This window comes from Enterobacter cloacae complex sp. P17RS (assembly GCF_014895885.1).
GTDB lineage: Bacteria > Pseudomonadota > Gammaproteobacteria > Enterobacterales > Enterobacteriaceae > Enterobacter > Enterobacter bugandensis.
In genome coordinates this window covers 1-20790 of sequence record NZ_JADBQK010000025.1, presented here as the reverse complement: position 1 = coordinate 20790, position 20790 = coordinate 1, and the positions used below count along the sequence as shown (strand labels likewise).

Genomic DNA, 20790 nt, shown 5'->3' with positions numbered 1-20790 from the left:
TACTACGCGACAGCAAACATCACGTACAGACCCAGACCTACAGCGATCATTGGGATAGCATCCACCAGACCCATAACGATAAAGAACTGAGTACGCAGCAGAGGAATCAGATCAGGTTGACGCGCTGCGCCTTCCAGGAATTTACCTCCGAGGATGCCGATACCGATCGCAGCACCGATAGCCGCCAGACCCATCATCACAGCGGCAGCCATGTACAGCAGATCCATATTCAGGTTTTCCATGACAGTCTCCAGTTTGTTTCAATTAAAACGTAGTAGTGTTGGTAAAAAATCAGTGCTCTTCAGACGCCATCGACAGATAGACGATCGTCAGAACCATGAAGATAAAGGCTTGCAGCGTAATGATCAGGATGTGGAAAATGGCCCATGGCACATTCAGAACCCACTGTGACCACCACGGCAGAAGACCCGCGATCAGAATGAAAATCAGCTCACCCGCATACATGTTGCCGAACAGTCGCAGACCCAGTGAAACAGGTTTGGACAGCAGGCTAACGCCTTCCAGGATCAGGTTGACCGGAATAAACGCCCAGTGGTTGAACGGCTGCAAGGTAAGCTCTTTCACAAAGCCGCTTACGCCTTTCATTTTGATGCTGTAGAAAAGAATCAGGATAAACACGCCCAGCGCCATCGACAGGGTGATGTTCACGTCCGCAGACGGTACAACACGCAGCGCAGGCAGGCCGAAGATGTGCTCGCCGATGAACGGCAGCAGGTCAATTGGCAGCAGGTCCATCAGGTTCATCAGGAAGACCCAAACGAACACGGTCAGGGCCAGCGGAGCAATCAGCTTGCTCTTACCATGGTACATGTCTTTCACGCTGCCATGGACGAAGCCGATGATCATCTCAACGAACGTCTGGAATTTCCCTGGAACACCGCTGGTCGCTTTTTTAGCAACGCTGCGGAACATGGCCAGGAACAGAAGACCCAAAACCACCGAGAAGAACATGGAGTCGATGTTGATCGTCCAGAAGGTGGCCGGGGGGTTATGTGGATCCACCAGCGAGAATGTACGCAGGTCCAGCTGAAGGTTATTCAGATGGTGACCTATGTAATCCTGCGGCGTCATATTTTCTGAAGCCATGATGCCTTTTACCCTTTGTTATTGATTACAGCTGGAGCCAGAACTTGTACCACCAGCACCAAAACCCACGTTGCTATCAGCGGCATGAATACCACTTTCAAAACCGCCAGCGCCATCACCAGTAGAGCAAAGGTCAGCAACACCTTACACACTTCGCCGAGGGCGAAGGACCAGGCCACGCGGCCTTTGGCGGGTGTATGCGCCTGATGACGCCAGGCAAAAATCATAAACAACACGTTTGGCAGCACGACCGCCAAACCCCCGCACACGGCGGAGATGCCCCAGAAGGGGTCTTTGAGGCTAAACAGCAGTCCACTTGCTATCACAGCCAGAAACTGAATGAACAGAAGCTTACGAGCAACGTTTCTACTCAAGAGCGACACAGACATCACGTTTTTACTCCTGCTCCCTTCGAGGTATGCCGCGTGTCGTATAAAACGTCCTTTAAGGCTCAGAGTCAAGCATCAAAAAGCGGACAAATTATACGGTGCGTACCCGTGATTTCAAACATTAAGTAGCGAAAAGGTGAATAAATGTTTAAATATTTTTCCCCAGCGCTATTTTTTAACTTTCGTAGAAAGCACCGACCTTCGAGCAAAACTGCAAACAGCGCGAAAACGTTGACTACAAAGCGTGCACGAGATCACAAAACACACATTTGCGATAAGGTTGTATTTATCAAAGCCGTAAATCGCCCAGGATTATCTTTCTGAAATTAAACACAAAATATCGCAACTATTTTCAAAACAGACCCGTACACAATAAAAACCTTTTATTGACATTCTTAATAAGTAATTAACATTGCGTTCTGGTTACAGCCTTCCACTTTTAGCAGGCTGATATTTTCATAGTTGACTATCTTCGCGATGAATAATCGACGTGAGGTTAACCGCAAGAAAATCCCTGGTAAAAAAGCGGTTAAACGCTCTCTGGTTAATCCCGGGTAGTTGTGCTGTTTTTTAACATACTCAGAACAGCACAAATTCCACATTTTTTATTATTTTTTTAAAAATTGTTTGGCTTAATTATCACCAGATGACGTTCACCGTCGAGCTGCGGAACGTTTAATTTCTCGATGGTTTCAACGCTAAAACCGTCCGGAAGCTGTTCAATTTCATCACCGGGCAGCTGTCCTTTCAGCGCATAAAAACGGCCATCTTCTGCCGGCAGATGCTTACACCAGCTCACCATGTCATTGAGCGAAGCAAACGCACGGCTGATAACGCCGTCAAACGGCGGCTCTGCCGGAAACTCCTCTACCCTGCTCTGTACGGGCGTGATGTTATCGAGCTTCAGTTCATGCTGAACCTGGCGTAAAAAGCGCACGCGCTTGCCCAGGCTGTCCAGCAGCGTGAAATGGCTCTCAGGTCGGACAATCGACAGCGGAACGCCCGGCAAACCCGGCCCCGTCCCCACGTCGATAAAACGTCCACCTTTCAGGTACGGCGCCACCACGATACTATCGAGAATATGGCGAACCAGCATCTCGTTGGGATCGCGCACAGACGTCAGGTTGTACGCTTTATTCCATTTGTTCAGCATATCGACATACGCCACCAGCTGGTTTTTCTGGTGATCGGTGAGCGAAATACCTGCCTGATCCAGCAGACGAGAGAGTTTGTTGAGCACGGTGAATACCTGTTGAGAGTTTTTTTGCCCGGTGGCGCTGCCGCTTACCGGGCCTACGAATAAGTAGGGCGGGTCAGCGAAGCGCCACCCGCCAAAAGCAATGTCAATTACGCGCTACGGCGCAGCATGCCCTGCTTTTTCAGCCACACCAGCAGGATCGAAATCGCCGCCGGCGTAACGCCCGAGATACGAGAGGCCTGGCCAATCGATACCGGTTTGTGATCGTTCAGCTTAGCGATCACTTCGTTGGAAAGGCCCGTCACCTGACGGTAGTCCAGCATTTCCGGCAGCAGCGTGTTTTCGTTGCGCTGCTGTTTTTCGATCTCATCCTGCTGACGCGCGATGTAGCCTTCATACTTCACCTGAATTTCGACCTGCTCGGCAGCTTCAGCGTCTTCAAGGCCCGGTGCGAACGCGGTCAGTTTGACCAGATTCTCGTAGGTGACTTCAGGACGACGCAGCAGATCTTCGCCGCTGGCTTCACGCGACAGCGGCGCTGTTAAGTGAGCGTTCACTTCGGCAGCGGTTTCCGCCTGTGGGTTTACCCACGTGGTTTTCAGGCGTTGACGCTCCTGTTCAATACGTTCCAGCTTCTCGTTGAAGCGCGCCCAGCGTTCGTCATCCACCAGACCCAGCTCGCGGCCTATCTCGGTCAGACGCAGGTCGGCGTTGTCCTCGCGCAGCATCAGACGATATTCCGCGCGAGAGGTAAACATACGGTACGGTTCTTTGGTGCCCAGCGTGCAGAGATCGTCGACCAAAACGCCCAGATAGGCCTGAGAACGCGCCGGCGCCCAGCCCTCTTTCTCGGCAGAGAAGCGGGCAGCGTTCAGACCGGCAAGCAACCCCTGCGCTGCGGCTTCTTCGTAGCCGGTGGTGCCGTTAATCTGCCCCGCGAAGAACAGGCCGTGGATGAATTTGCTCTCCAGCGTCGGCTTCAGGTCACGCGGGTCGAAGAAATCGTACTCAATAGCGTAGCCAGGGCGAACGATTTTCGCATTCTCCATCCCCTGCATTGAGCGAACAATTTGCATCTGCACGTCGAAGGGCAGGCTGGTGGAGATGCCGTTCGGGTAAATTTCGTTCGAGGTCAGCCCTTCCGGCTCCAGGAAGATCTGATGCTGGTTACGATCGGCAAAGCGCATCACTTTGTCTTCGATCGACGGGCAGTAACGTGGGCCGATCCCTTCGATCACGCCAGCGTACATTGGGCTGCGGTCGAGGTTATTGCGGATCACGTCATGGGTTTTTTCGTTGGTATGCGTGATGTAGCACGGTACCTGCTGCGGGTGTTGCGCCGCGTTGCCCATGAACGAGAAAACCGGCATCGGGTTATCGCCGTGCTGTTGGGCCAGTACGCTGAAATCAATGGTGCGCGCATCGATACGCGGCGGCGTGCCGGTTTTCAGACGGCTGACGCGCAGCGGCAGTTCACGCAGACGACGAGACAGCGGAATGGACGGCGGATCGCCAGCACGGCCACCGCTGTAGTTGTCCAGACCAATATGGATTTTGCCGTCCAGGAATGTCCCGACCGTCAGCACCACGGCTTTGGCGCGGAACTTGAGGCCCATCTGGGTCACGGCGCCCACGACGCGATCGTTCTCAACGATAAGATCTTCTACCGCCTGCTGGAAGATCATCAGGTTCGGCTGGTTCTCCAGCGCGGTGCGCACGGCCTGGCGGTAAAGCACGCGGTCTGCCTGCGCACGAGTGGCGCGAACAGCAGGGCCTTTACTCGCGTTTAGTATCCTAAACTGAATGCCCGCATGATCGATCGCTTTCGCCATCAGGCCGCCAAGTGCATCCACTTCTTTTACCAGGTGTCCTTTCCCAATGCCGCCAATCGCCGGATTACAGGACATTTGTCCCAGCGTGTCGATATTGTGTGTCAAAAGCAGGGTCTGCTGACCCATTCGCGCTGCGGCCATTGCGGCCTCAGTGCCTGCATGACCCCCGCCAATGATGATGACGTCAAAAGGATCCTGATAAAACATGGTGGTCTGCCTCGCGTAAAGCGGTATGAAAATGGATTGAAGCCCGGGCCGTGGATTCTACTCAACTTTAGTCTTTCGAGAAAGCATTGGGATCCTGGGCTATTAAAAAGAAGATCTTTTTATTTAGAGATCTGTTCTATTGTGATCTCTTATTAGGATCGCGGACACGTGTGGATAAGTCCGATCCTGCAAATAAGATCATGCAGTTAGGAAGGATCGTTTGCTGTGAATGATCGGTGATCCAGGACCGTATAAGCTGGGATCAGATCGCGACTTTATACACAGGCCAAAAACGACGCTAGGGTTGTTCTTTGGATAACTACGGGTTAATACGAGCTTTTAACCAGAGTTATCCACATCTGTTCGCGCGATCTTTAATCGTTTTTGAGTAAATTTTTCCATTCCGCGAGCCAGATCTCGGCTGGATCTTCCGGAATGTCATGATCGAGGATGTTGATCTTGAGCGTTTCACCCAGCTGTTTTGCTCCGCAAGCGGTAACAGCGGCTTCGACCTTCTCTATTGCCCCGCAAAAGGTGTCATATTCACGACTGCCGATCCCCACTGCGCCAAAACGGACGTTTGACAGGTCGGGCTGCTGTTCCAGCAGTTCGTCATATAAAGGTTGCAGGTTATCCGGCAGATCGCCCGCGCCGTGCGTGGAGGTGATCAGCAGCCAGACCCCGTCAGCCGGGAGATCTTCAAGCAGCGGCCCGTGCAGCGTTTGTGTAGAAAAGCCTGCATCTTCCAGCTTTTCAGCCAGATGTTCCGCTACGTATTCCGCACCGCCAAGAGTGCTGCCGCTGATAAGGGTAATGTCCGCCATTGATCGCTCGCTCAGATAAAGAGGGGATCATTGTACGCTGTGAACGAGCTGGGATCTACCTGTGGAAAATGTGGGAATGAATTTGCCCGATCACGGGCGGATGGTACGCATGATCGGGTTTTGCAGGGAGATCAGTGTCTCGGTGGACTGAATTTCATCGATTGTTTGGATCTTGTTGATAAGTACCTGCTGGAGGGCATCGATGGAGCGGCACATCACCTTGATAAAGATGCTGTAGTGCCCGGTGGTGTAGTACGCCTCGGTGACTTCATCGAGCGCGTTCAGCTTTGCCAGCGCGGAGGGGTAATCTTTTGCGCTTTTAAGAATAATGCCGATGAAGCAGCAGACGTCGTAACCCAGCTGCTTCGGGCTGACGTCGATGCGCGCGCCGGTAATGATCCCTGCCTGCTTCATCTTCTCTACGCGAACGTGAATGGTTCCCGGGCTGACGCCAAACTGTTTCGCCAGTTCAGCGTAGGCTGTACGGGCATTGGCCATTAAGGCCTCAAGGATGCCGCGGTCCAGATTGTCGATCTGATAATTTTCCATAGCTTTTTCTTATGAAGATTAATGAATACGTCTATTCTAGCGTCTTATTTTAACGAATCAAAAGTGAAGGTGGCTTTTTGTTGATGGGTTATTGAATTAAGTGCCGGTTCTGTTGCTTAATCAATATCAACAGGACGCAGGAGTATAAATAATGAAAACCGCTTACATCGCAAAACAACGCCAGATCAGTTTCGTAAAATCCCATTTTTCCCGCCAGCTGGAAGAGAAGCTTGGTCTTATTGAAGTTCAGGCGCCGATTCTGAGCCGCGTGGGTGACGGGACGCAGGATAACCTGTCTGGATGCGAAAAAGCGGTACAGGTGAAAGTGAAAACACTGCCAGATGCACAGTTCGAAGTGGTGCATTCCCTGGCGAAGTGGAAGCGTCAAACCCTGGGACAACACGACTTCAGCGCGGGCGAAGGGCTCTACACGCACATGAAAGCCCTTCGCCCCGATGAAGACCGCCTCTCCCCGATTCACTCTGTCTACGTTGACCAGTGGGACTGGGAGCGCGTAATGGGTGACGGCGAGCGCCACGTCGGCACGCTGAAATCCACCGTTGAGGCGATCTACGCGGGGATCAAAGCGACCGAAGCGGCCGTGAGCAAAGAGTTTGGTCTGGTACCGTTCCTGCCGGATACGATCCACTTTGTCCACAGCCAGGAACTGCTGAGCCGCTTCCCGGATCTGGATGCCAAAGGCCGCGAGCGGGCGATCGCCAAAGAGCTGGGCGCGGTATTTCTGATTGGCATCGGCGGCAAACTGTCTGATGGCAAACGTCACGACGTTCGTGCGCCGGATTATGATGACTGGAGCACCGCGGGCGAAAGCGAATATGCCGGTCTGAACGGCGATATTCTGGTCTGGAACCCGGTTCTGGAAGATGCGTTTGAGCTCTCTTCGATGGGGATCCGAGTGGATGCAGAGGCGCTGAAGCGCCAGCTGGCGGTGACTGGTGATGAAGATCGCCTTAAATTAGAGTGGCATCAGGCGCTGTTGCGCGGTGAAATGCCGCAGACCATCGGCGGCGGTATCGGGCAGTCCCGTCTGACCATGCTGCTGCTGCAACTGTCTCACATTGGTCAGGTGCAGTGTGGGGTCTGGCCGCAGCAGGTACGTGAAAGCGTCGATTCTCTTCTTTAATTAACGCCGCCAGCGTCTGAGCAGACGGCTACGCAACCCGGTATCAAAGCGCCAGATATGATCGAAGATGCGCATGATGCCGGGTTTTCCATGTGCGGACATCGCCACGGCATGAAAACGGTGCTGGTGCACGCGTTGCAGCTCCTTCACTTTATTTACCACATCTTCCGGCAGCCGCTGGGCAATGAAATCGGAAATCACCACCGCGTCAGCGTCGTACCAGTCGCCGCCCTGCATCCGTTCTACAATGCTGCGAAAACAGCTGGCCAGATCGGTGCCGCCGCGAAAACGCTGGCTTAAAAAGCGGATGGCCTGCTCAATACCCTGCTGGTTCGTCAGCTCGTAGCCCACGACTTCGCTGGAGAAGAGCATGATAAAGCAGCGACGGCGGTCAGCGAGCGCCACGCGCATCAGCGCCAGGCAGAACGCCTTCGCACACTGCTCGTTAAAGCCGCCCATTGAGCCGGACGTATCCACGCAGACAATAAACGGCCCGCGCGGTTGCTCATCAAAGTCCTGATGCACGACCGGGCGCTGGCTGAGCTTCTCTCGCCAGGCTTCGCCGTGCAGCCGATAGGTGAGAAGCTGTTTTTCCACCAGCCGACGGTAAAACTCATACTCCAGTTCGGTCATTCCCAGCGTGCTTAGCTCGGTCGGCAGCAGGCGCAGGATGTCATCGCTTTGCTGGAGTCCGTCGACCTGCTCCGGCACGGTAGCCGGTTCGCGTACAAGGGTGCGGAAGGTTTCCATCGGGGCATCCTTCTTTGGGACCGATTTGGCCTCTCGCGAGCGGCCGAGCTGTTCCGCGAGCTTCATCAGCTCCGGCTGCTGGGTAAGAAAGTCGCCGTACTTCACGATCAGCTGATAATCCCCGCGCCGCAGCTGCCCGGCGCTCATATCCCAGAGGCGACCAGCGGCGTTTTCATTTTCTACCAGCACCTCTTCGAGCTGGCCACTCAGCGTCATGCGTTCCTGGACTTCGCTGAGCAGCTGTTCCCGCTCTTCATCCAGAAGCTGTTGGTTCAACGTGGTAGCCTGGACGACCAGGCTCAGGCGCCAGCGCTGTAAAAAGAGCGTGTGCAGCGCCGGGGTAAAGGTGGCGTTTTCTGTGACCAGCATTCTGGCCTGGCTGGCAAACGGAGAGTGGACTTTATCGAGCAGGGTAAGGGTTTGCGGGATCTGGACGATAAACTGTGGCGTCGATAGCCGCTGACACTGCTGATAGGCCGCGACTTCCTCCGTCAGTTCAGGCGGGACTTCTGTCTCCTTAAACCGCTGCCGCAGATTGTCGCGCCAGCGCGGGAGATCGTCCGTCATCGCTTTTTTGAGCTTCGGGAATTTTTCAAAGAAGGCCGCCAGCTGCGGCGATGCCAGAAGGGTAATCACCACCTCCTCGATCAACCCTTCCTCGCTGACGGCCAGCATCATATTGAGCGTGTCCAGCGTTAGCATTGACGCGCCTGTTTGATCTGCGCGCTGACGTCCTGCAGGCTGGCTTCAATGCGACCTAGCCAGTCGCTATGAATAAAGAGGCATTTTTGCTGCTCGCTGAAGCGGGTGTGCTGCTGATGCCATTCGGTATCCAGCGCTTCCAGCTGCTGTTTAATCTCTTCCGGCACGCTGTCCGAGGCGGTGCCGGGAAGCGCAAGACGCGATCCCTGAAGGCTCACGTCGCGGATCACCAGGTGCTGGCTGCTGTCCACTTCCATATTCAGCGGCTGCGCGAAACCGATGCCGTTGAGCTTTCCGCGGATCTCCCCGCCCTTATCCAGCCACTGCGCCAGCGGCTCGCGTTCAATCGTAATGTGCACCACCTGCATATCATGCAGTTTGAGGGGCTGCTGGAGCAGCAGTGTCAGCGTCGTGCCGGTCAGATCGGCGGGTAGCTCGTAATGCGGTTTGCGGGCGAACATGCCGCCCAGTCGGTTCACTTTTAGCGCGGTTTTATCGCTTTGCTGCTGCTGGAGCTGAATGCGCCGTTGGGCAATCGCCCCCAGCTGGTTAAGCATCGCCTGCTGCCCCCAGGCGTGCCCGGTCATCAAAACGTCCAGCTGCTGCTGCATCAGGTTCATGCCTTCTGCGTCGTGCCAGAGGCAGTCTTTTAGCAGGATCAGATCGATAGGGGCGACCGCGTCGCGACCGCTGAACAACGCGCTGGCCTGGAGCAGACGGATCGCTTTTTTCCAGCGACGATCCGAGACGTACGGGGCGGAAGGCAGGGAATCAAGCTGCTGGCGCAGCATGAAGATCAGCTCAAAGACGGCGTCGGGCAGCTTAATTTTACCGATCTCATCCTGCCACTGATGGTACTCCTCGTCCGTCACCTGCAGTGAAGGTGCCACCGGGTTTTCGTTTTCGTCCTGCTGGCTCACCAGCATTGAACGGAAGTTTGATTTATCCTGGACTTTATCCAGCCACAGGCGGATCAGCATGCGGTCATACAGCGCTTCCAGGCTGCTGTCGGCTTCGGGCAGTTCGTTTGACGCGGCCACCAGCAGGCGCATGGGGATCTTCTCTTCGCTCGCGCCGTTGCGGAAGCGACGTTCGTTGATTGCCGTCAGCAGGGTATTCAGAATGGCCGGGCCGGCTTTCCAGATCTCATCAAGAAAGACGATTTCCGCTTCCGGAAGATAGCCCGCCGTCAGACGCTCATAGCGCCCTTCATCTTTCAGGGCCTGAATAGAAAGCGGGCCGAAAACTTCTTCTGGCGTGGAGAAGCGCGTCATCAAATACTCGAATGCGCGAGCGTTCTGGAAAGCGAACTTTAGGCGGCGTGCAATCAAACTTTTGGCAATGCCCGGCGGTCCCAGCAGAAATACGCTTTCACCGCTCAATGCCGCCAGCAGGCAAAGGCGAATGGCGTGGCTACGCTCGTAAAGGCCTTTCTCCAGCGCGCTGCTGAGGCGGGAAATTCTTTCTGCTAATAAATGTGAGTGAGCCATAATAGTTTTGCATCCTTTCGCCGTTGTGGCGGCCAATTGAAGCGAGTATAGACGTTTCAGTCAGGGCTGGTAATAGGCTGAAGTGCGGCGCAATTTTCTTTGCGCTACATTAATGCGGTTGCATTTAGGGGTACGATTTTGCAATGAATCGTGCATACTGTGCGCTTTTTGTGGACCAAGGGACAGGAACACATTTGTTATTTAAACGAAAAGACTAGTCTATGAGCACTGATAATAAGCAATCATTACCCGCAATAACGCTTGCGGCGATCGGGGTTGTCTACGGTGATATCGGCACCAGCCCGCTTTATACGCTTCGTGAATGTTTGTCCGGCCAGTTTGGCTTTGGTGTTGAGCGCGATGCCGTGTTTGGCTTCCTGTCCCTCATCTTCTGGCTGCTGATCCTGGTCGTTTCCGTTAAATATCTCTCCTTCGTTATGCGTGCAGATAATGCGGGCGAAGGCGGGATCCTGACCCTGATGTCCCTTGCCGGTCGCAATACCTCGGCCAGAATGACGTCTGTGCTGGTGATTATCGGCCTGATAGGTGGCAGCTTCTTCTACGGGGAAGTGGTGATAACACCGGCTATCTCGGTGCTCTCGGCGATTGAAGGGCTGGAGATTATTGCCCCGCAGCTTGATGCCTGGGTTGTCCCGCTGGCAATCATCGTGTTGACGCTGCTGTTCATGATCCAGAAACACGGTACCGGGCTGGTGGGCAAACTGTTTGCGCCGATTATGCTGGCCTGGTTCCTGATCCTGGCGGCGCTCGGTTTGCGCAGCATTATTGCGAACCCGGACGTGCTGCATGCGCTGAACCCTTACTGGGCGGTGCATTTCTTCCTTGAATACAAAGTGGTTTCCTTCGTGGCGCTGGGTGCGGTCGTGCTCTCCATCACCGGTGTGGAGGCGCTCTATGCTGATATGGGGCATTTCGGGAAGCTGCCTATCCGCGTGGCATGGTTTATTGTGGTGCTCCCGTCGCTGGTGCTGAACTACTTCGGTCAGGGCGCGCTGTTGCTCAAGAACCCGGAGGCGATTAAAAACCCGTTCTTCCTGCTGGCACCTGACTGGGCGCTGGTGCCTATGCTGATCCTCGCAACGCTAGCGACCGTGATAGCCTCTCAGGCGGTGATTTCCGGGGTGTTCTCTCTGACCCGTCAGGCCGTTCGTCTGGGATATCTCTCGCCAATGCGCATCATCCATACCTCAGAAATGGAGTCGGGCCAGATCTACATCCCGTTCGTTAACTGGCTGCTCTACTTCGCTGTTGTGATCGTGATTGTTAGCTTCGAACACTCCAGTAATCTGGCGGCGGCCTACGGTATTGCCGTGACCGGTACGATGGTGCTGACGTCGCTTCTCTCCACCACGGTGGCGTACCGCAACTGGCACTGGAATAAGTTCCTCGTGGGGATGATTCTGGTGGGCTTCCTGTGCATTGACGTGCCGCTGTTCTCTGCGAACCTCGACAAAATTGTCTCCGGTGGCTGGCTGCCGCTGACGCTGGGCCTGTTGATGTTCATTGTCATGACCACATGGAAAAGCGAGCGCTTCCGCTTGCTGCGCCGCATGCATGAGCACGGTAATTCTCTGGAGGCGATGATCGCGTCGCTTGAGAAATCCCCGCCGGTGCGCGTGCCGGGTACCGCGGTTTACATGTCTCGTGCCCTGAATGTGATCCCGTTTGCGCTGATGCATAACCTTAAGCACAACAAAGTGCTGCACGAGCGCGTGATCCTGCTGACGCTGCGCACCGAAGATGCGCCGTACGTTCACAACGTGCGCCGCGTACAGATTGAGCAGCTGTCCCCGACCTTCTGGCGCGTGGTGGCGAGCTACGGCTGGCGCGAAACGCCGAACGTGGAAGAGGTGTTCCACCGCTGCGGTCTGGAAGGGTTAAGCTGCCGGATGATGGAGACGTCGTTCTTTATGTCCCACGAGTCGCTGATCATCGGCAAGCGCCCATGGTATCTGCGTCTGCGCGGTAAGCTGTATCTGATCCTGCAGCGTAACGCCCTGCGCGCGCCTGACCAGTTTGAGATCCCGCCTAACCGCGTCATTGAGCTGGGGACGCAGGTCGAGATTTAAGTCTCCGTGCGGCCTGATGCCCTCACCCCGTCCCTCTCCCACAGGGAGAGGGCGCAAACATCTAAAACGGTAACCTGACGGTTACCGTTTTGCATTTACCTCCCCTCCATTTCACTTAGCGAAACGTTTCGACGTTGATCACAAATCCGTTACGTCATGATGGTTTTCTGAACATTTATGCGGCTACACTATTTTTAGCGAAACGTTTCGCTAGTGGAGCAAGAAAATGAAGAAAGGCACGGTTCTCAACTCAGAAATCTCATCGGTTATTTCCCGTCTTGGGCATACCGATACGCTGGTGGTTTGCGATGCAGGCTTACCGGTTCCGCGCAGCACAACCCGTATCGATATGGCGTTAACGCAGGGCGTGCCCTCGTTTATGCAGGTACTGGAGGTGGTGACGGCGGAGATGCAGGTTGAGGCGGCCATTCTCGCGGCGGAAATCAAACAACATAATCCGCAACTCCACGAAACGTTGCTCAGCCACATTGAGCAACTGCAACAACACCAGGGAAACACCATAGAAATTCGTTACACAACGCACGAACAGTTCAAACAACAAACCGCAGACAGTCAGGCGGTGATTCGCAGCGGGGAGTGTTCCCCGTATGCGAATATCATTCTCTGTGCTGGCGTCACCTTCTGAGGCCATCATGGACGCATTACTGCAACTCAAAGGGATCGATAAGTCGTTCCCGGGCGTAAAAGCCCTCTCCGGTGCGGCGCTTAACGTCTACCCAGGACGCGTGATGGCGCTGGTGGGCGAAAACGGTGCCGGCAAATCCACCATGATGAAAGTGCTGACCGGGATCTACCAGCGCGATGCCGGTTCACTCGTTTGGCTGGGTAAAGAAACCACCTTTAACGGCCCGAAATCCTCTCAGGAAGCGGGCATCGGCATTATTCACCAGGAGCTGAACCTCATCCCGCAGCTGACCATTGCGGAGAACATCTTCCTGGGCCGCGAGTTCGTGAACCGGTTCGGCAAAATCGACTGGAAAACCATGTACGCCGAAGCGGACAAGCTGCTGGCGAAGCTGAACCTGCGCTTTAAGAGTGACCGTCTGGTGGGCGACCTTTCCATCGGCGATCAGCAGATGGTGGAAATCGCGAAGGTGCTGAGCTTCGAGTCGAAGGTCATCATTATGGATGAACCGACCGATGCCCTGACCGATACCGAAACCGAATCCCTGTTCCGCGTGATCCGCGAGCTCAAAGCGCAGGGACGCGGCATTGTCTATATCTCTCACCGCATGAAAGAGATCTTCGAAATTTGCGACGACGTTACCGTCTTCCGCGACGGCCAGTTTATCGCCGAGCGCGAAGTGGCGACGCTGACCGAAGATACGCTGATCGAAATGATGGTGGGACGTAAGCTCGAAGACCAATATCCGCATCTGGACAAAGCGCCGGGCGAGATCCGCCTGAAGGTAGATAACCTCTGCGGCCCAGGCGTAAACGATGTGACCTTTACCCTGCGTCAGGGCGAAATCCTGGGCGTGGCGGGCCTGATGGGTGCGGGCCGTACCGAGCTGATGAAAGTGCTGTACGGCGCACTGCCGCGTACCAGCGGTTACGTTACCCTTGACGGCCATGAAGTGGTGACCCGCTCGCCGCAGGGCGGGCTGGCGAACGGCATTGTCTATATCTCCGAAGACCGCAAGCGCGACGGCTTAGTGCTGGGCATGTCGGTGAAAGAGAATATGTCCCTCACCGCGCTGCGCTATTTCAGCCATAGCGGCGGCAGCCTGAAGCATAAAGATGAGCAGCAGGCGGTCAGTGATTTTATCCGTCTCTTCAACGTTAAAACCCCGTCGATGGAGCAGGCTATTGGCCTGCTTTCCGGCGGGAATCAGCAGAAAGTGGCGATTGCCCGCGGGCTGATGACGCGCCCGAAGGTGCTGATCCTCGACGAGCCAACCCGCGGCGTGGACGTGGGCGCGAAAAAAGAGATCTATCAGCTGATTAACCAGTTCAAGGGCGACGGTCTGAGCATCATTCTGGTTTCTTCCGAGATGCCAGAAGTATTAGGCATGAGCGATCGCATTATCGTCATGCATGAAGGGCATCTCGGCGGTGAATTCACTCGCGAGCAGGCCACCCAGGAAGTTCTGATGGCTGCCGCTGTGGGCAAGCTTAATCGCGTGAATCAGGAGTAAGAAGATGACTACCCAGGCTGTTTCTGGTCGCCGCTATTTCACAAAGGCATGGCTGATGGAACAAAAATCGCTGATTGCCCTGCTGGTGCTGATCGCGATTGTCTCGACCATGAGCCCGAATTTCTTCACCGTGAATAACCTGTTCAACATTCTGCAGCAGACGTCGGTGAACGCCATTATGGCGGTCGGCATGACGCTGGTGATTTTGACCTCGGGTATCGATCTGTCCGTCGGTTCCCTGCTGGCGCTCACCGGTGCGATCGCCGCTTCAATTGTGGGAATTGAGGTCAACGCGCTGGTGGCCGTTGCGGCTGCACTGGCGGCTGGCGCGGCGATTGGTGCCGTAACTGGCGTGATTGTGGCAAAAGGCCGCGTTCAGGCGTTTATCGCCACGCTGGTGATGATGCTGCTGCTGCGCGGTGTGACCATGGTTTACACCAACGGTAGCCCGGTGAATACCGGGTTTACGGATAACGCGGATCTGTTTGGCTGGTTCGGTATCGGTCGCCCGCTGGGTGTCCCGACCCCGGTCTGGATCATGGCTATCGTCTTCCTGGCGGCGTGGTACATGCTGCACCATACCCGCCTGGGCCGTTATATCTATGCGCTGGGTGGTAACGAAGCGGCCACGCGCCTGTCCGGTATCAGCGTTAATAAAGTCAAAATTATCGTGTACTCCCTGTGCGGCCTGCTGGCCTCTCTGGCGGGCATCATCGAAGTGGCGCGCCTCTCTTCCGCGCAGCCGACTGCGGGGACGGGGTACGAGCTGGATGCCATCGCGGCGGTGGTTCTGGGCGGTACGAGCCTTGCGGGCGGTAAAGGTCGCATTGTTGGGACATTGATCGGCGCACTGATCCTCGGTTTCCTGAATAATGGTTTGAATTTGTTAGGTGTTTCCTCCTATTACCAGATGATCGTTAAGGCAGTGGTGATTTTGCTGGCGGTACTGGTAGACAACAAAAAACAGTAACTGACGACACTACAGGACATCTTAGATATGAACATGAAAAAACTGGCTACCCTGATTTCCGCTGTCGCGCTGAGCGCAACCGTAAGTGCTAACGCCATGGCGAAAGATACCATCGCGCTGGTTGTCTCTACCCTGAACAACCCGTTCTTCGTCTCCCTGAAGGACGGTGCGCAGAAAGAAGCGGACAAACTGGGCTACAACCTGGTGGTGCTGGATTCTCAGAACAACCCGGCGAAAGAGCTGGCTAACGTTCAGGACTTAACCGTTCGTGGCACCAAAATTCTGCTGATCAACCCAACCGATTCTGATGCCGTAGGCAACGCCGTGAAGATGGCAAACCAGGCGAAAATTCCGGTGATCACTCTGGACCGTCAGGCAACGAAAGGCGAAGTTGTGAGCCACATTGCGTCTGATAACGTGCTGGGCGGTAAAATTGCTGGTGACTACATCGCGAAGAAAGCCGGTGAAGGCGCGAAAGTTATCGAACTGCAGGGTATCGCCGGTACTTCCGCGGCCCGTGAACGTGGTGAAGGCTTCCAGCAGGCCGTGGCTGCACACAAATTCAACGTGCTGGCCAGCCAGCCGGCAGACTTCGACCGTACTAAGGGTCTGAACGTCATGCAGAACCTGCTGACCGCGCATCCAGATGTGCAGGCGGTATTTGCACAGAACGATGAAATGGCGCTGGGCGCGCTGCGTGCGCTCCAGACTGCGGGTAAATCAGATGTGATGGTTGTCGGATTTGACGGCACGCCGGATGGTGAAAAAGCAGTAAATGATGGCAAACTGGCTGCGACCATCGCTCAGCTGCCTGAGCAGATTGGCGCGACTGGCGTTGAAACTGCCGACAAAGTGCTGAAGGGCGAAAAAGTTCAGGCCAAATACCCTGTTGACCTGAAGCTGGTCATTAAGCAGTAAAGGCGATTCAGGCAGTCGCTGGCTGCCTGAGGGACACCAAATAAAAGAAAAGTGTGGCATACGCCACCGGGTAATACCGGTGGCGCTCTCAGATGGACACCTCAATACATGAAAACCGCAGGCAACCTCGTCGTCCTTGGCAGTATCAATGCCGATCACATTCTTAACCTTGAAACGTTCCCCACTCCGGGCGAAACCGTCACCGGCAATCAGTATCAGGTCGCGTTTGGCGGTAAGGGCGCAAACCAGGCAGTTGCCGCCGGGCGCAGCGGGGCGAATATCGCGTTTATCGCCTGTACGGGTGATGACGATACCGGCGAGCGCGTACGCAAGCAGCTGGCGAGCGACAACATCGATATCGCACCGGTCAGCGTTGTCGCGGGAGAGTCTACCGGCGTGGCGCTGATTTTCGTTAACGCTGAAGGTGAGAATGTCATCGGTATTCATGCTGGCGCTAACGCAGCGCTAACAACGGAGCGTGTAGAAGCGCAACGTGCAATCATTGGCGGGGCCGAGGCCCTGCTGATGCAGCTGGAGTCCCCGGTTGAAAGCGTGCTGACCGCCGCGAAAATTGCGCATGAAAATCATACCACTGTCGTACTTAACCCTGCGCCTGCCCGTGTATTATCAGATGAACTGCTGGCGCTGGTAGACATCATTACGCCGAACGAAACCGAAGCGGAAAAGCTGACGGGCATTCGCGTTGAAAATGACAATGATGCCGCGCGTGCGGCGAAAGTGCTGCATGCAAAAGGCATCGGGACCGTTATCATTACTCTTGGTAGCCGCGGGGTGTGGGCTAGCGTCAATGGTGAAGGCCGTCGCGTGCCGGGCTTTAAGGTCAAAGCCATTGATACCATCGCCGCTGGAGACACCTTCAACGGTGCGCTGGTGACGGCATTGCTGGAAGGAAAAGCGATGGATGACGCGATCCGCTTTGCGCATGCCGCCGCCGCGATTGCGGTGACGCGCAAAGGCGCACAGCCTTCCGTTCCGTGGCGTAAAGAGATCGATGAATTCTTAAGTCAGCAGGGGTAACGCTTGGCTACGATGAAAGATGTCGCCCGCATGGCGGGCGTTTCTACTTCGACCGTCTCTCACGTTATTAATAACGACCGCTTCGTCAGCGAGGCGATTCGGGAGAAAGTCGAAGCCGCAGTAAAAGATCTCAACTATGCGCCGTCGGCGCTGGCGCGCAGTCTGAAGCTTAACCAGACGCGCACCATCGGCATGCTGATCACGGCCAGTACCAATCCTTTCTATTCTGAACTTGTTCGTGGCGTAGAGCGCAGCTGCTTCGAGCGTGGCTACAGTCTGGTGCTGTGCAATACCGAAGGCGACGAGCAGCGCATGAACCGCAACCTGGAAACGCTGATGCAAAAACGCGTCGACGGGCTGCTGCTGCTCTGTACCGAAACGCATCAACCTTCAAAAGAGATCATTCAGCGCTATCCTTCTATTCCCACGGTAATGATGGACTGGGCGCCGTTCGACGGGACCAGCGATCTGATTCAGGATAACTCGCTGCTGGGCGGCGATATGGCGACGCAGCACCTGATTGATAAAGGCCATACCCGCATTGCCTGCATTACCGGCCCGCTGGATAAAACCCCGGCGCGCTTGCGTCTGGAAGGCTATCTTTCGGCAATGGAGCGGGCAGGGCTTGCCATTCCTGATGGCTATCGCATCACCGGCGATTTCGAGTTTAACGGCGGTTTCGAGGCAATGCAGACGCTGCTGGCGCAAGAGCCTCGCCCGCAGGCGGTGTTTATCGGCAACGATGCGATGGCGTTTGGTGCCTATCAGGCGCTGTATCAGGCGGGACTGCGCGTTCCGGACGATATGGCGATCGTGGGCTACGATGATATCGAACTGGCGCGCTACATGACGCCGCCGCTGACCACGATCCATCAGCCGAAGGATGAACTGGGTGAGCTGGCCATCGACGTGTTGATCCACCGTATGGCGCAGCCCACGCTGCAACAGCAACGTTTGCAGCTTACTCCTGTTCTGATGGAACGCGGTTCGGTTTAGCTTTCTCTTTGTGACGCTCTTTAATCAGGTTCCGGCCATCTTTCGGTTTTAACAACATAAAGACCAGCGCCGACACCACGGTAAGCGCGCCCATGGTGATAAAGGTATAGTGGAACTGCTCAACGGTATTCGTGCCGTCAAACCCTTCATAAAACCGCAGCACCGCCGCGCTCACGGCTACCCCGAGGCTGATCGACAGCTGTTGGGTCACCGCCAGTACGCTGTTGCCGCTGCTCGCGTTCTCGTCGGTCAGGTCCGCAAGGGTGATGGTGTTCATCGACGTGAACTGCGTTGACATCGCCATTCCCAGCACAAACAGCGGCAGGATCAACATCCAGACCGGTAACGCCGCGGATTGCAGCGAGAACTGCGCAATCATCAGACCGATAAAGACCGTCACGCCAACCAGCGTTTTACGATAGCCAAACCAGCGCAGTACCTGCGTGACCGTTGATTTCGCCAGAATGGAACCCATTGCCGTGGGCGCCATCATGCAGCCGGCAATCAGCGCCGGGTAGCCGAACCCCACCTGCAGCATCAATGGCATCAGGAACGGTACGCAGCCCGTGCCCAGACGTGAGGCAATATTGCCCGCGATCCCGACGGAAAAGGTTCGGGTGTTAAAGAGAGATAAAGAGATAAGCGGTGTCGGGTGACGACGCGCATGGCGTATATAAAGAAGGAACAGCAGAATACCACTGAGGATGACGGCGAGCGCCAGCCACGTTTCAACGAGCTTCTCGCCAATGAGTTCCATGCCACTGGAGAACAGCACCAGGCTCAGTCCAAACAGGAAAAAGCCGCCCATATCGAAGCTGCGCCTTGGCGTGGTGAAGTTCGGCATATATTTGCGGGCATAGATCAGCCCTGCCACGCCAATCGGAATATTAATCAGGAAAATCCAGTGCCAGCTTGCCCAGGTAACCAGCACACCCCCGAGGACCGGGCCAAGTATTGGGCCGACCAGCCCCGGCATGGTGACAAAGTTGAGTACGGGGAGCAGTTCGCTGCGTGGGTAGGCACGCAGCAAAGCGAGGCGCGCCACCGGCATCATCATCGCGCCGCCGATGCCCTGCAGTACGCGAAAGATAACCAGCTCCGTTAATGAAGTGGAGAGCGCGCAGGCCAGTGAACCGAGCGTAAAGAGCGTTACGGCCAGCATGAACACTCTGCGGGTACCGAAGCGATCGGCCAGCCAGCCACTTACCGGGATCAACATTGCCACCGTGAGGGTGTAGCTGATGATGGCGGACTGCATTGCCAGCGGGGAGCGGTTAAGGCTTTGCGCAATGGCGGGAAGCGCCGTATTGAGGATGGTGGCATCCAGTGCCTGCATAAAGAACGCCATGGCTGCAATCCACGGCAATCCGGCCATGCTGCGCGCTTTTTTCTCTGTCATTTATTTACCTGCTGGTGGGTTGGTGCGGTCAGCAATGCCTGACATGCAGTCAGGGCTCGCTGCCCGTCGCTCTCCTGAATGGCATCTACTATCGCCTGATGCAAATCCAGCTTTACCACTTCGTCTTGTGTAATAGAGGTAAAGTAGGTGTGGTACACCGAATGGAATAACGAAGCAAAGGAAGTGAGGAACGGATTGGCGCTCATCATATAGATATGTTCATGCCAGGCCATATCGACCTCAATCCATCGTTCCCGGTTGAAGTGTTTTTTCAGGAACACCATCTCTTCCATGAGTGCGTTAAGCTGCGCTTTCTGCTCTGCTGTCCCGAGCGTGGCGGCAAGCAGGCATGCCTGAGGTTCAAGACTGCTGCGCATTACCAGAAAGTGATCGACGACCTGATGAAAGTTGTCTTCGGTCATCCACCAGGAGAGCAGCTCCTGATCGAGAAAATTCCAGTTATTCTGTGGCATCACGCGCGTGCCAATACGAGGGCGTGGAAGCACCATGCCTTTTGCCGTCAGGGTTTTCACCGCCTCGCGAACCGCGGTACGGCTTACTCCAAACTGCTCACCCAGCTCCAATTCGCCCGGCAGGATGCTCCCCGGGGCATATTTACCCGCTAAAATCCGCTGCGCCAGCTTTTCTGCCAGCACATAGGACAGATTTTTTTGGGCGGCCAGCTGTTGTGCGCTTAATGGCATCGCTTTTATTCCTTAATGTTTCATGCTGTTAATTATGCCACCTCGAATGTGATTGTGGTTGCAGATACATCAAATAGAACAATTTGTAGCTTGATATCACCTCTGTTGGTGAAAAAAAATACGGTCAGAAACTTTTTTTGAATTTCCTCTTGTCACTTAAGAATAACGCCCTATAATGCGCCTCCACTGACACGGAACAACGGCACACACGCCGCCGGGTCAGCAGAGAAAAGCGAAATAAACGCTTGACTCTGAAGCGGGAAAGCGTAATATGCACACCCCGCGCCGCAGCGAAAACGAAGCGGCACTGCTCTTTAACAATTT

At 55.1% G+C, this 20790-nt stretch carries 20 protein-coding genes; 8 read left to right on the top strand and 12 right to left on the bottom strand.

Annotated elements, in window-relative coordinates:
- Window positions 1-2 precede the first annotated feature (2 nt).
- The 7 genes from atpE to asnC form a co-directional block, all read right to left on the bottom strand.
- Window positions 3-242 (bottom strand): F0F1 ATP synthase subunit C, encoded by a 240-nt coding sequence (gene atpE, locus IM265_RS18350; protein WP_000429386.1) that lies wholly within the window; start codon window positions 240-242, stop codon window positions 3-5.
- Window positions 243-291: 49 nt separating this feature from the next.
- A complete protein-coding gene (gene atpB, locus IM265_RS18345; RefSeq protein ID WP_028014916.1) occupies window positions 292-1107 on the bottom strand; it encodes a F0F1 ATP synthase subunit A in 816 nt (271 codons plus the stop codon).
- An 8-nt stretch (window positions 1108-1115) separates the two neighbouring features.
- Entirely contained in the window at window positions 1116-1496 is a 381-nt protein-coding gene (gene atpI / locus IM265_RS18340; protein ID WP_008500194.1) for a F0F1 ATP synthase subunit I, read from the bottom strand.
- A gap of 616 nt (window positions 1497-2112) precedes the next feature.
- Window positions 2113-2736 (bottom strand): 16S rRNA (guanine(527)-N(7))-methyltransferase RsmG, encoded by a 624-nt coding sequence (rsmG, locus tag IM265_RS18335; RefSeq protein ID WP_028014915.1) that lies wholly within the window; start codon window positions 2734-2736, stop codon window positions 2113-2115.
- Window positions 2737-2843: 107 nt separating this feature from the next.
- On the bottom strand, window positions 2844-4733 hold the full coding sequence (mnmG, locus tag IM265_RS18330; RefSeq protein WP_045261176.1) for a tRNA uridine-5-carboxymethylaminomethyl(34) synthesis enzyme MnmG: 1890 nt from the start codon (window positions 4731-4733) through the stop codon (window positions 2844-2846).
- A 374-nt stretch (window positions 4734-5107) separates the two neighbouring features.
- Window positions 5108-5557: an FMN-binding protein MioC gene (gene mioC / locus IM265_RS18325; RefSeq protein ID WP_041911749.1), complete on the bottom strand. Its 450-nt coding sequence runs from the start codon at window positions 5555-5557 to the stop codon at window positions 5108-5110.
- Window positions 5558-5647: 90 nt separating this feature from the next.
- Window positions 5648-6106, bottom strand: coding sequence for a transcriptional regulator AsnC (asnC, locus tag IM265_RS18320; protein WP_008500198.1), 459 nt, complete (start codon window positions 6104-6106; stop codon window positions 5648-5650).
- 151 nt (window positions 6107-6257) lie between these two features.
- On the opposite strand from asnC, the gene asnA reads away from it, so the two are divergent.
- Window positions 6258-7250: an aspartate--ammonia ligase gene (gene asnA, locus IM265_RS18315; protein ID WP_041911750.1), complete on the top strand. Its 993-nt coding sequence runs from the start codon at window positions 6258-6260 to the stop codon at window positions 7248-7250.
- Here asnA and viaA read toward each other — a convergent pair whose 3' ends face one another.
- Window positions 7251-8702, bottom strand: coding sequence for an ATPase RavA stimulator ViaA (gene viaA, locus IM265_RS18310; RefSeq protein WP_193032150.1), 1452 nt, complete (start codon window positions 8700-8702; stop codon window positions 7251-7253).
- Window positions 8696-10192 carry an ATPase RavA gene (ravA, locus tag IM265_RS18305; protein WP_045631286.1) on the bottom strand — a complete coding sequence of 499 codons (1497 nt, stop codon included), beginning with the start codon at window positions 10190-10192 and terminating at the stop codon, window positions 8696-8698. The genes viaA and ravA overlap by 7 nt, the downstream gene beginning before the upstream one ends.
- Window positions 10193-10413: 221 nt before the next feature.
- Here ravA and kup point away from each other — a divergent pair, with 221 nt between their 5' ends.
- From kup to rbsR, 7 genes are all read left to right on the top strand, one after another.
- Entirely contained in the window at window positions 10414-12282 is a 1869-nt protein-coding gene (kup, locus tag IM265_RS18300) for a low affinity potassium transporter Kup (RefSeq protein WP_041911753.1), read from the top strand.
- A 226-nt stretch (window positions 12283-12508) separates the two neighbouring features.
- Window positions 12509-12928, top strand: a complete 420-nt coding sequence (gene rbsD, locus IM265_RS18295; RefSeq protein WP_003862392.1) for a D-ribose pyranase — start codon at window positions 12509-12511, stop codon at window positions 12926-12928.
- Between the two features lie 7 nt (window positions 12929-12935).
- Window positions 12936-14441 carry a ribose ABC transporter ATP-binding protein RbsA gene (rbsA, locus tag IM265_RS18290; RefSeq protein WP_193032159.1) on the top strand — a complete coding sequence of 502 codons (1506 nt, stop codon included), beginning with the start codon at window positions 12936-12938 and terminating at the stop codon, window positions 14439-14441.
- Window positions 14442-14445: 4 nt separating this feature from the next.
- Window positions 14446-15411, top strand: coding sequence for a ribose ABC transporter permease (gene rbsC / locus IM265_RS18285; RefSeq protein ID WP_006808742.1), 966 nt, complete (start codon window positions 14446-14448; stop codon window positions 15409-15411).
- A gap of 27 nt (window positions 15412-15438) precedes the next feature.
- Window positions 15439-16329: a ribose ABC transporter substrate-binding protein RbsB gene (gene rbsB, locus IM265_RS18280; protein WP_193032148.1), complete on the top strand. Its 891-nt coding sequence runs from the start codon at window positions 15439-15441 to the stop codon at window positions 16327-16329.
- Window positions 16330-16437: 108 nt separating this feature from the next.
- A complete protein-coding gene (rbsK, locus tag IM265_RS18275; RefSeq protein ID WP_063155251.1) occupies window positions 16438-17367 on the top strand; it encodes a ribokinase in 930 nt (309 codons plus the stop codon).
- A 3-nt stretch (window positions 17368-17370) separates the two neighbouring features.
- Window positions 17371-18363 (top strand): ribose operon transcriptional repressor RbsR, encoded by a 993-nt coding sequence (rbsR, locus tag IM265_RS18270; protein WP_028014905.1) that lies wholly within the window; start codon window positions 17371-17373, stop codon window positions 18361-18363.
- On the opposite strand, the gene mdtD is transcribed toward rbsR, so the two are convergent.
- The 3 genes from mdtD to IM265_RS22080 form a co-directional block, all read right to left on the bottom strand.
- Window positions 18329-19762, bottom strand: a complete 1434-nt coding sequence (mdtD, locus tag IM265_RS18265) for a multidrug transporter subunit MdtD (protein WP_028014904.1) — start codon at window positions 19760-19762, stop codon at window positions 18329-18331. The genes rbsR and mdtD overlap by 35 nt on opposite strands.
- Window positions 19759-20466 (bottom strand): FadR/GntR family transcriptional regulator, encoded by a 708-nt coding sequence (locus tag IM265_RS18260; RefSeq protein ID WP_028014903.1) that lies wholly within the window; start codon window positions 20464-20466, stop codon window positions 19759-19761. Before IM265_RS18260 ends, mdtD begins: the two co-directional genes overlap by 4 nt.
- A 124-nt stretch (window positions 20467-20590) precedes the next feature.
- The coding region (locus IM265_RS22080; RefSeq protein ID WP_226839520.1) for a hypothetical protein at window positions 20591-20790 on the bottom strand (200 nt) is incomplete at its 5' end.